This is a genomic window from Scytonema sp. HK-05 (assembly GCF_963872035.1).
Taxonomy (GTDB): domain Bacteria; phylum Cyanobacteriota; class Cyanobacteriia; order Cyanobacteriales; family Nostocaceae; genus Kalymmatonema.
In genome coordinates, this window is sequence record NZ_CAWMYC010000092.1 from 62,771 (window position 1) to 74,530 (window position 11,760).

General features: G+C 46.1%; 7 protein-coding genes. 4 read left to right on the top strand and 3 right to left on the bottom strand.

What is annotated here, in order from left to right:
- Positions 1–365 precede the first annotated feature (365 nt).
- Entirely contained in the window at positions 366–911 is a 546-nt protein-coding gene (locus AACT52_RS12495; protein ID WP_073626504.1) for an adenylate kinase, read from the top strand.
- A 129-nt stretch (positions 912–1,040) separates the two neighbouring features.
- Positions 1,041–1,391 carry a hypothetical protein gene (locus AACT52_RS12500; protein WP_073626506.1) on the top strand — a complete coding sequence of 117 codons (351 nt, stop codon included), beginning with the start codon at positions 1,041–1,043 and terminating at the stop codon, positions 1,389–1,391.
- Between the two features lie 40 nt (positions 1,392–1,431).
- Here AACT52_RS12500 and AACT52_RS12505 read toward each other — a convergent pair whose 3' ends face one another.
- The 3 genes from AACT52_RS12505 to AACT52_RS12515 form a co-directional block, all read right to left on the bottom strand.
- Positions 1,432–5,238, bottom strand: coding sequence for an ATP-binding protein (locus AACT52_RS12505; RefSeq protein ID WP_073626508.1), 3,807 nt, complete (start codon positions 5,236–5,238; stop codon positions 1,432–1,434).
- Complete coding sequence (locus tag AACT52_RS12510) at positions 5,235–5,405, bottom strand: ribbon-helix-helix domain-containing protein (protein ID WP_158054476.1); 171 nt, start codon at positions 5,403–5,405, stop codon at positions 5,235–5,237. The genes AACT52_RS12505 and AACT52_RS12510 overlap by 4 nt, the downstream gene beginning before the upstream one ends.
- A gap of 547 nt (positions 5,406–5,952) precedes the next feature.
- The gene (locus tag AACT52_RS12515) at positions 5,953–6,786 is read right to left on the bottom strand and encodes a hypothetical protein (protein WP_073626510.1); all 834 of its coding nucleotides are present in this window, start codon (positions 6,784–6,786) and stop codon (positions 5,953–5,955) included.
- Between the two features lie 476 nt (positions 6,787–7,262).
- On the opposite strand from AACT52_RS12515, the gene AACT52_RS12520 reads away from it, so the two are divergent.
- Positions 7,263–9,707 (top strand): PhoX family protein, encoded by a 2,445-nt coding sequence (locus AACT52_RS12520; RefSeq protein WP_073626512.1) that lies wholly within the window; start codon positions 7,263–7,265, stop codon positions 9,705–9,707.
- Between the two features lie 1,204 nt (positions 9,708–10,911).
- The gene (locus AACT52_RS12525) at positions 10,912–11,640 is read left to right on the top strand and encodes a lycopene cyclase domain-containing protein (protein ID WP_073626514.1); all 729 of its coding nucleotides are present in this window, start codon (positions 10,912–10,914) and stop codon (positions 11,638–11,640) included.
- The last annotated feature ends 120 nt before the right edge of the window (positions 11,641–11,760 follow it).

Consider the following 11,760-nt stretch of genomic DNA (forward strand, 5'->3'; position numbering starts at 1 on the left):
GCCTCTACGGTACTACATTAGACAACTACCTTTTATGTTGATAAAACAAACCCTGTATCCAATTAGATACAGGGTTTTGTAGTTCGGTGAAGTCTACTCACCCAGTTAGGTCACCCAGTTGGGTGAAGTCTTGTCAAAACTATCAAACTAATATACGTAACTGAGGGAAGGTTAGGCAACGCCGACGAATTTCTTGGGCAACCGCCCCTCCGTTGCTGTATAAGATGCTTCAGAGGAGCCGCCCAAAGGGCGATCGCCTGTCCGGTACAAGCATTTGTTAGGCATTCTAAGGACTGGGATTGCTGGGTTTGATAACTCAATTTAGTCTACGAGGTGACGTAGATAGCACTAAAAGGAGAGTGACGATGAAAAAAGTAGCGGTGTTTGGCAATAGTGGAGGCGGTAAATCAACTCTAAGCAAGAGATTGTCCCAAATCACTGGTTTGCCACTTTATGCCTTGGATAAGATTCAATATCAATCAGGGGGCACTGAGGTTCCACATGAAGAGTATAAGCGGGCTCATCAGCAAATTTTAGTTACTGACCGATGGATTATTGACGGGTTTGGTTGCATGGAAACCGTCTGGCTACGATTGGACGAGGCGGATAGTCTGGTTTTTGTTGATCTACCGATATATGTACATGGATGGTGGGTAACTAAACGACTCATCACAGGTTTCTTTAAACCGCCAGAAGGCTGGCCCTCCAAGAGCCCAATATTGAGGAGTTCGCTTACTAGCTACCGCGTGCTTTGGTTATGTCACAAATATTTGACCCCAAAATATCGTGAGTATATCGAGCAGGCTCAAAGCATCAAAAATGTTTATCACATTCGTGATACTAAACAGATAGAGCAATTTTTTGAATTAATTGAAAATCAGACTAACTTAAAAGATGGTGCATCAGCCTAACGTTCCCAATCACCTGAAAGAGACAACATTCATAACGCTCAGGATATAACCTTTTGACGGTCGGCACTCATACATTGGAATGCTTATTTCATCGGACATGATAATATGATTTACTTCGGAGGTTAGCTTGTGTTTGAGCAACACTTTTTACGCCTAGATGGCTTTACCAAAGCAGAACGGATTCAGATGACTGCTTGTGTGAGTGAGGCGATTAACCAAGCAGGAGCTTGGATTACTGACTTCCACCTGTACTCGAACATCTTAACGTGCATTAACTTTGAGGTGCCGAGTGCCAACTTGGACAAACTCGCTGCATCTCTGCAACAGACAGGTCTGCATTTGAGCCAAGAGAGCCTGGAGCAACTCATGGGTCCTAATGGCTCGAGGTTGAAAAAGAAAGAGCTACTAGGGACATTGCAAATTACATTTATACACAACGAACCCGACTTGCTTCGAGAGGTGCCTGCTGTTCCGGGATAAGAGTTAGCTAATCGCCATCCAATCCCTCTGTATAAATGTATCAGTCATGACGACCAGCCAGAGATGCAACAACCGCAATCAGTTCTGCGGGCTCGATTGGCTTAGCAACGTGCGTTTGGTAACCACAGCGTAAGGCACGAATTCGATCCTCAAAACGAGCAAAGGCAGTGACTGCTGCAGCCGGAATATTTCCTCCCATATCCGATGGAAGCCCCCGTAGTGTGCGGATAAAATCATACCCGTCTTTTCCGGGCATACCAATGTCACTGACTACTACATTAGGTTTGTACCTTTGTACAAGCTCAAGCGCCTCATCTGCCGAGTAAGCGGTCAGGACGTTAGCTCCGCACTCTTCAAGGACTCTCTTTAGCAACTCTTGAGTATCGACTTCATCATCGACTACGAGAACCTTCGTATATTCAAGGTTCTTTTGGATACCTTTGCTTGTCATTAGCGTGTGATCATCAAAACTTTGTTCAACTGCTTGCTCATCACTCTCGCTTTCTTTTAAAGCAAGCGGAAGCATTACACTAAACGTCGCTCCTTGTCCCTCTCCAGGGCTTGTTGCTTGTACGCTTCCTCCATGAAGCTCAACGAGTTGCTTGACAATTGAAAGCCCTAACCCCAAACCGCCAAACTTTCGTGTTGTAGAAGAATCTGCTTGCCGAAAACGGTCGAAAACGTATGGCAAAAACTCAGACTTTATGCCCTGACCTGTATCGCTTACTGTTAACTCAACATATGAGTTCACCTGTTCAAGCGACACCCGCACCCTTCCACCTTTAGGGGTAAATTTGATGGCATTAGAGAGGAGGTTCCACACGACTTGTTGGAGTCTCCCTGGATCACCATTTATGGAACTAGGAAGCACATCAAAAATTGTTTGAAGCCGTATGTCCTTCGCTTGCACAGTGGGAAGGAGAGATTCGATCGCCGCTTCAATCACTGAGCGAAGATTGACATTCTTAACGTTAAGTTGAAGCTTGCCCGAAATGATTCGGCTCATGTCGAGAAGGTCTTCGATAATCTGTGCTTGCGCTCGAGAGTTTCTCTCAATGGTATCAAGCCCCTTTCTAAATTCCGCAGGACCAAGCGTTTTCTTACGCAAAAGCTGAGACCAACCAAGGATTGCGTTCAGCGGTGTCCTCAGCTCATGGGAAACGGTTGCGAGGAATTCATCCTTGAGACGCCCAATTCGCTCTGCTTCTGCACGAGCTGCTCGTTCGCTTTCCAAAAGCGCCTCGCGCCGCTCCTCTAATTCCTTGCGCCCAGTGATATTACGGAAATTCACCGAAAGCCCGTCAGCAGAGGGGTAAGCATGCACTTCCTGCCATTGATTGGAGAAAGGGGACAGCACCTCAAAGTGTACCGTTACCTGCTCGCTTACTGCCCGCTCATACTGCTCTTCAAACAGCGAGCCAACTACCATAGGGAATACTTCCCACAGTACTTTTCCGAGCAACTCTTCGCGTGTTTTGCCGAGGTACTCCTCACATCGCCGATTCACATACGTAAATCGCCACTGTCGGTCAAGACCATAAAAGGCGTCGCTGACTCGTTCAAGAATGGCTGCCCGTTCCTGAGCCGCTTCAATCTCCATGCGGGAGCGGGCGGCTTCCTGCCGCAGCCGGGCTGTTTCCAATGTTGCTTTTACACGAGCTAAGAGTTCTCGAGCGCTAAACGGCTTCACCAGATAGTCATCCGCTCCCGCCTCAAGTCCTTCCACACGCGATTCTTCACCCGCACGAGCCGAAAGAAGCACGATTGGTACAGAACGTGTACGCTCGTCAGCGCGAAGCTGGGCAACAAGCCCGAACCCGTCGAGTTTCGGCATCATCACATCGCTGAGCACCAAATCTGGCACCTCGAGGTGTGCTGCTGCTAGGGCTGCTTCGCCGTCTGCAACAGCAACAACTTCATATTCTGTACTCAGAAGCTTTCGCACATACTCACGCATATCTGCGTTGTCGTCTGCCAGAAGTACCCGAGGTCGCGAACCCTGCATTTCATGGATCTCCGATGGTTCCACATTGTCCATATCATCGGGTAACCACCGCAGCGCTTCTTCAACGAATGCGTCGGCTCGAATGCTTGTAGGGGTCAGTGTGCTTCCACTTGCTATTCGGTCAGAGGGGAGGTGCTGCTTGCCTCGCTTGATTGAGATAGTAAAAGTACTTCCTTGACCATAAACGCTTTGTAAACGCAAACTACCACCATGGAGTTTGGCGAGTTCTTGCACAAGCGCAAGACCTATCCCAGAGCCTTCATGGGTTCGACCTTGGGTTGCTTCAATGCGATGGAACCGCTTAAAGACGTTGCTCACTTCAGACTCAGGAATACCGCTACCTGTGTCTTCGACTTGAAGCTCAATGTTTTCCCCAACCACACGTTGGCGAACCGCAATGTGACCTTGTTGCGTGAATTTGAAAGCGTTCGAGAGTAGGTTAAGGACAATTTTTTCCCACATGTCCTGGTCTACATAAACTGGCTCGTTCAAGGGCGGACAATCAACCACCAATTGTAACCCTGCCTTCTCGATCGCTGACCGAAATACACTTGCAAGATCCGTCGTCAGCGCCGCCAGATCTGTAGGTTCGTAGACGGCTTGCATTCGACCGGCTTCGATACGCGAGAAGTCAAGAAGCGTATTGACAAGTTTCAGTAGTCTTAGACTATTGCGGTGAGCAACGGCAATGCGCTCTCGCTGAGGTGATGGTAATTGCGGGTCGTAAAGCGCGTCTTCCAACGGACCGAGCATCAAAGTCAGCGGGGTGCGGAACTCATGACTGACGTTCGAGAAGAAGACGGTTTTTGCCCGGTCAATTTCGGCAAGCATTTCAGCCCGCCGCTTCTCCTCCTCGTACGCCTGTGCATTACGCACAGCAACGGATACTTGAGCCGCAAGCAGTTCGTAGAACGATCTGTAACCTTCGTCGATCGCTCGGTTAGGACTGACTCCAGCAACCAGAACGCCAAGGGGTGCCGTTTGACTTGATGAAGCGATCGGCATCACAAGAGCAGCACGGGTTGGCTCGTTCCAAGGACCACCTGGTAGTGAACTATACCGTTCTACACCTTCAACAAGGACAGTTTCACCTGTCGCTGCTTGTGCCAGCGACCATACATCTGTTCCTGGTGCTGTAATATCCAAAGAAACTGGGCTAAGTATTTCTCCCTCCGGTATCTGTACACAAGAGCGGAGTGTGAGAGTTTTTCCATCTGGCTCACGCAGGTAAATCAGCGCAAACGGCACATCAAGCGGGTGTTCTGCGATCGCTCCTGCTACGTCCTGGCACGTCATTTCTACACTCCGCGTCTCGCCTGCTTTCGAGGCAAGATCCCGAAGCAGTCGTAACCGCCGCTCGCCCAGAACCTGCTGCGTCACCTCACTGCAAACGCCAAACATACCCACAATGTGGCCTGAATCGTCCTCAGCGGGGGCATGAGAGAGGCTAAAGTAGGACTCCTCACGGTATCCTGCTCGCTCCAAGACAAGCATCTGTGCTTCAACCCAGTTCGCCACGCCGGTTGCCATGACCTCGTTAATCATTGGACCAAGGGTGTCCCACGCCTCGGCTAGCGTAATTCTAATATCGGTACCGAGAGCGGCAGGATGCTTATCACCGATCAGCTTGGAATAGGCGTCATTGTAGAACTGAATAAAATTGGGGCCCCAGATCAGGATCATCGGGTACCGTGACGCGAGCAGGGTTTTGACATTACTTTTCAGGCTTTGCGACCACTCCTCGACAGGACCAACTCTTGTGCTTGCCCAGTCGAAAGCACGCATACGTGCCCTCATCTCACCTGGTCCAGGAAAGGGGTTTGATTGATGCTCGTCCTTCATGAGTGCCCTTTCTCCTTGAGATCATTCTTGAGCATTTTGCTTATGGGAGTTCGGCACTGTACCTGCGGCTGAAGTAGGCGCACCCATTCGCGGACGACTTCGCTTGTCAACTTGTACTTGCCTAACCGTACGAGTGAGGCGATAAATTGCTTGGGTTCACGCGTCACTGATACATTGAGTGTAGTGCATTGGCAAGTCACGTTGCGTTGTTGACCTTAGTATGGCAAAAATAGGCAATAATTCCCGATTACTATTATGGCATGAAAAATTTGTATCATCTAAGCACGTTAGAAGCGGTGAAAAATGAGTATTTGTGTAGCATCATTCGCTACACAACTTTCCCCTTTGATGCTTCGATGATTTATTGTACATATTTGAGGTTAAAACCAAATGTAATATCAAGTCCGGTTAATTAGTTATTCTTCCGTGCAGGAGTGCAAAAACCTTAAAATCTTCTCCCCTGCTCCCCTGCCTCCTTGCCCCTCTGCTGCCTTAATAATAAGTCTTCAACCGGACATGATATTACCGAATCAGTGAACAGTGAACAGTGAACAGTGACCAGGTAATAGATAGACTTCTCGCTGCAGAGCGCTTGGGGTACAAAGCCCCCAAATTCATTTGTGGAAAAAGAAAAAAGTTGATCAAGAGTCAAAATCCACAGCGAGTTTATTCATGGGGATTAACTGGTCACTGGTAACTGATAACTGGTAACTGTTAATTGCTGCTTACTCCCCTCTCAACGTATCCGTTGAGAGTTTTCCTTCGGCTACGCTTGAGGACAGAAACTGCTCCTACAGCTCCTAAAAGCAGGAAACCCACTGTTGAACTTGTTTCAGGAATCGCTTGCACCCCAACCCCATCAATAAGTAGCCCTGAAATAACTGTTGGTTCACCGACATCCACAACCCCAATACCTAAAGTGTATTCTCCATCAGTTGGCAAGGTGTAGGAAAAAGTTTTCAATCCCGTTTCTTCAAAAAAGTTGGTATTGGAACCGTTAGCTAAAAATGTTGTGGTGGTATCAGCTAACCTGAAAAACAAGTTTTGAGAGTTATCACTCAGGGTTGCGAAAGCAAAATCATTAAAATCTGGATTGGCATCATTGCCTACCGACTCATTCGTGAGGAAGTTCCAAGAAAATGATAGAGTTTGTCCTGCATTTGCTGTGAAGGTTTGCTTAATAGCAGAACCCTCAATTGCTTCTGCTAGAAAGTCATCTCCAAAGAATTGCGATACACCCAAAAATCCTTCTAAGGAATTTTCAGCAATGCCAGTGATGTAAGTGGCAGGAGCTGCATTTCCTCCTCGAATTTCTTTTCCATTTCCATCAACGCCAACAACTTCGTTGAAAGCCGTTGATAGAAAAGCTTGAAAATTTCCTTCTACTGTTGGACTACCAAAAGCTGAGGTCTCGAATCTTGATTCACCTAATGTTTGCCAGTTCTCTAAGGCATTTTCAAAGCCACCATTGATAATTGCAGCTTCAGCAGTCGTAGGTAAGGCAAAACTTACCAACATCGTAACAGCAGTCGAAAAAACTCTCTTCATCGGTAACTCCTTAGTTTTGCCTTTAAACTTTTAATCCTGCTGTTTTCTAGAGTTTTTATAGGAAATTTATATAAATAATGTCCTTTCTCTTTCTATATATCTTAAGTTCGATAACGCCAAGGTTAACAATAGATTAATCTTTTTTTAAATGACAGATAAGAAAAAGTAAAGCTTATAGAATAAGACTTTTGAGTAGATCATGAATATATCTATTGGATGATGTGTAAGAAAAAGGTATGCCGACATATTTAGAAATCAAATTGATATTTTTTACTACAAAAGGGTGATAAACTATCTTTGGTTCTACTAAGGAATAGGATTTTTTAATGATGATTAATCTCTGAATATTATTTAATTGGTTTGCTAATAAGAATCAAAATATTGTCATGTTTGATGCTATCCATCTTGAGGAGATGAATAGTAAAAAAGGTTTTGAGGGTATTGATTTTAAGTATTTCTAATTAAGAGGGAATTGAATGTCCAAATTTACACGTAGACAGCTACTAGCTTTCTTCGGAGCGAGTGCTGGTGCAACTGTGCTAGCTCCTGCTTTCGGGGAAAAACTTTTTGGCGGTAATAGGGCGATCGCTGCTGAGCCGGTTACACCCCTGAAATTTACCCCAGTGCGTTTGCCCCATCCTTTACCGATTTACACGCAGCAAAAAAGCTACTTACCAACAGGAATTGGGCAGGGAAACGTATTAGAACCCTCTGCTAATGCAGGGCTAAGTGACTATAACGTGGTTGATGACGTTGTGGTACCACCAGAATACGAACGGTATGTAATTGTACGTTGGGGCGATCGCGTCTTCCCCAACCAAGAAGATTACTTCGGCTACAACAGCGACTACACAAGCTTTATTCCCGTCGATGGCAGAAACCCGAACGACGGCTACCTCTGGAACAATCACGAATACATTTCCTACCCATTTTCTACGACTGTACCCGGTTTCTTAACTGATAGTGGTTTAGGAGGGTTCCCCACATCCTACCCCCTAATTATTGGACGAAATTTACCCGAAGACAGAACCAATATCGAAGTCTTGGGTGAATTCATGTATAACATAGGCGGTTCTGTCGTAAGGATTGCCCGCGAAGACCGCAATGGACGCTTTGCTGTTGTGCGTGACCCCAAGAACCGACGCATCCACGGACTTTCTGGTTTACGAATCAACAGCCAACGCACGGATAAATACAAAGATGTCACCTCTTGGGGTTCTAGAAACTACCAGAAAGGAGACGAAAATTATCTCATTGGTACTGGACCAGCTGCGAGCCAAGTCTTCAATCTCAGTTCTGACGGACTGGGTAACAAAATCATCGGCACAGGATTCAACTGTTCTGGCGGTACAACTCCTTGGGGAACCATCTTGACTGCTGAGGAGAACTTCCAAGCAACTACAAGCTCTTTCGTTGGAGTTCAGGAAAATGTAAACCCCAACGGTACCCAAACGGGTTACGTTGAAGGCACCACGGGGGCTGCATTTGGTTTAGTTGGCGAAAAATACGGCTGGTTGGTAGAAATCGACCCATCTGACCCTTCTTTCCGCCCTCGCAAACACACAGCTTTGGGTCGCTACCGCCATGAAAATATTGCTGTGCGCGTGGAAGCTGGAAAACCATTAGTGGGCTATATGGGTGATGACCGACGCGGGGGTCACACCTGGAAGTTTGTCAGTTCTGGTACAGTGACTTCTCCCACTGATAAAAACAACAGCCGTTTATTTGAAGACGGCACTCTGTATGTCGCCCGTTACAATGCTGACGGTACGGGTGAATGGATTCCCCTAAACTTAAATACTCCCACCAATCCGATTCCACCATCAACTCTTGCCTCTGTGGAAGTTGCCGCATTGGGCAGGGCTTCTAGTGGTGGTAATACCCGTCTACCAAGACGCAGCGGTATTGCAGGACAAACTTCAAATGGCGGGTCAATCACTGTCACAATCACGCAGGTTACTAACCAAACAACTGGGGCTGTGACTTCTTACGGTGAAGCTGAAGCTTTACCTGGCTACCAAGGTAAGAAGCTGTCAGATTTCTACACTAGTCAGGGTGCAGTGCTGGTTGATGCCTTCTTAGCTGCCAATCTAGCCGGAGCAACACCAACTGCTCGTCCTGAAGATATTGAAATCAACCCCAGAAATCCCAGAGAAGTCTTTATCGCCTATACAGACGGTGCGCCATCAGGAGATGGATATCCCGATTCTCGAATCTTTATAGTTTCCAAGTACAGTGCTGCTGTCAACGCTGCACAACCTTCAGGGGAACTTTTTAAGATTATCGAAGATAGCCAAGATAGCACAGGGACAACCTTCCGTTGGGAGCGATTTGCTAAGGGAGGAGAAGCAGGGGCAGAACCTGGAAATGGCTTTGCTAACGTAGATAACTTGGCATTTGATAGCCAGGGTAATATTTGGGGTTGCACTGATATGTCCACCGAAGCTCACAATGGTTTCACCACAGGTGCTAACCCAGAACCATTACGGGTAGACCATAGGGTTGTGGGTGCTAACGCACCTAGTGCCGATGATTCTAATTTCAATGTCAGGACTTCTGACTTGATAGGAGTTTTTGGTAATAACTGGCTGTTCTTCATTCCTACCAGTGGTCCTGATGCTGGTGAAGTTGTACCCTTTGCTTATGGACCACCGCGCTGTGAGTTCACTGGACCTACTTTCGTTGGCGATACGCTGATTATTTCTGTGCAGCACCCTGGTGAAGAGGTTCCATTCACCCCTCAGCAAACCCTGAGCCGAGAGATTGAAATACTGAACTTGGATGGCACCCTGTTCACTCAACAACGCAGTATACCGCGTGGTAGTAACTGGCCCAGTAATATTGAGGGCAATTCTGAGGGACCACCACTTCCTTGCGTGATTGGGATTCGACGCAAAGAGTCTAGTGGTCGCTTTGTCTAAATAATACAGCGCTTTTCATTTAGATAAACTATAAATCACATGGTAGGGGTACAGAGCAATGCTTTGTGCCCCTACACTGCGTTGTGTTCTACTCATTAGTAATGAGCACAAGAGCGCTAACTAGCTTTCAAGTAGCTGCGTATTTTAGTACTCGTTTCCATTTCCAACACGATGCAGTCTCTACCAATATTTCTTTACCATTGGTGAATTTGATAAATTCTTTTTGAGTAGATGGGCAGAATTACCAAGCTTGTGGTAGCCCTAGGCATACATCAGAGAAGTTCTTTTCCTTCCTCTGTTGAAGATTATTTTCTGTTGCATTTCGTAATTACTCTTTTCTTAACTGTCTTAACTGTCTTAACTGTCTCAAGCAATTATTTCCCAATTTTCTTAACTGTCTTAACTGTCTTAACTGTCCCAAGCAATTATTTTCTAATTTTCTTAACTGTCTTAACTGTCTTAACTGTCCCAAGCAATTATTTTCTAATTTTCTTAACTGTCTTAACTGTCTTAACTGTCCCAAGCAATTATTTTCTAATTTTCTTAACTGTCTTATCTGTCCTTGATTTTTCTCTTTGATAGCGGTAAATATAGGTATAAGACATTCAGAGTTTATAGCACCTTGCTATGTAATGAATTCTCCTAAGCCCTGACGGACACGCTCTTGCAACGGGTTTCCTACCCATGCATAAATGCAGGGGCTTCCACTCTTCGATATCGGTGAGTAACTGTAAGCAACCCCCAGATTCAATCTGGGGGCTTCGACAAACTCCGTTTTGATTGAAGCCCTAGCTTACCAGACTAAGTACCTTGAGTACTACGTTAATGGGAAGTGTTCAAGTTCGTACCTTGGGATGCGTAGCTAGTTCCAAGCTCTACAACCGAACAATAAAACAGGTTTATGGGTTAAGCCAGTGTTGTTTGGATAGTACCGCCCTTTAACATTGTCGAAGCTAACATTACCCCAGCAATGGGAGTTTCAAGACGCTGCTATGCGTACAGAGTCAACGATCTGAAACGGTAACTGTCCCGTTGAAAGTGCATCACAAAAGCACACCAGCTTAATTAGCTCCAAGGCGGTAGCGGCAATCTCATTGATATTTGACGACGAATAAATTCGTCGTGTCGTGTTTCCTCTCTTGTCTAAAGACACAGAGTTTCCACACTCCCGGAGTTTTTTAGATGAAGAAATCAGTGAGTAAATATGAACTACTTTGGATTTCACCTAGTTTTTATCCTACCGCCAATTTTTCTATTAGGATGGGTTCAACGGCAACCACTGGCGGGAATGGGAGGATTTAGAGCCAGGCTCGGGATACCTCTTCTTATGCTGATGGCGCTAGTATACACTACTCCTTGGGATAATTATCTAGTCTGGCGCGGTGTCTGGGAGTATGGCAAGGAACGAGTAATAGGTACCATTGGCTACGTACCAATAGAAGAATATTTGTTTTTCCTCTTACAAACCCTTTTAACGGGTCTGTGGCTCTACTGGCTACTGGATCGCCAAGATAAACCAATTTCTTCGTTGGAGCCTTATCCTTGGGTACGTACAATTGCTACCGGATTTTGGCTAGTACTCTCGCTGATTGGAGCCACGATGCTGCAGTGGAACTGGGGGGTCTACCTCGGTCTGATTTTGATTTGGGCTGGACCAATTTTAGCACTACAGTGGTTTATTGGTGCACCCTATATATGGGCAACAAAGGGTATCTGGCTTAATGCCACGCTTATTCCGACTCTGTATCTGTGGATTGCTGATCGCATTGCGATCGCAAATGAGATTTGGAGTATTTCTGATGTTTACACCACGAGGCTCTACCTGCTTGGACTACCTATAGAGGAAGCAACTTTCTTTTTAGTGACTAACTTATTAGTCGTACAAGGAGTGTTGCTGTTTCTATTGTTTGGCAACGAAAAAGAGCTTATCTGAAAAGCTAAATTGCGACTTTCTCCCCAGCAGAAACAGCGAGGGTTACAGTCGACTTCTTGTCCATCTCTGGGCTTGGTAACGAGTCCTTAACTGTCTCAAGCAATTATTTTCTAATTTTCT

Coding starts and splice junctions, on each gene's coding strand:
- AACT52_RS12495 (WP_073626504.1), top strand. CDS start 366: ATGAAAAAAGTAGCGGTGTTTGGCAATAGTGGAGGCGGTAAATCAACT.
- AACT52_RS12505 (WP_073626508.1), bottom strand. CDS start 5,238: ATGAAGGACGAGCATCAATCAAACCCCTTTCCTGGACCAGGTGAGATG.
- AACT52_RS12515 (WP_073626510.1), bottom strand. CDS start 6,786: ATGAAGAGAGTTTTTTCGACTGCTGTTACGATGTTGGTAAGTTTTGCC.
- AACT52_RS12520 (WP_073626512.1), top strand. CDS start 7,263: ATGTCCAAATTTACACGTAGACAGCTACTAGCTTTCTTCGGAGCGAGT.
- AACT52_RS12525 (WP_073626514.1), top strand. CDS start 10,912: ATGAACTACTTTGGATTTCACCTAGTTTTTATCCTACCGCCAATTTTT.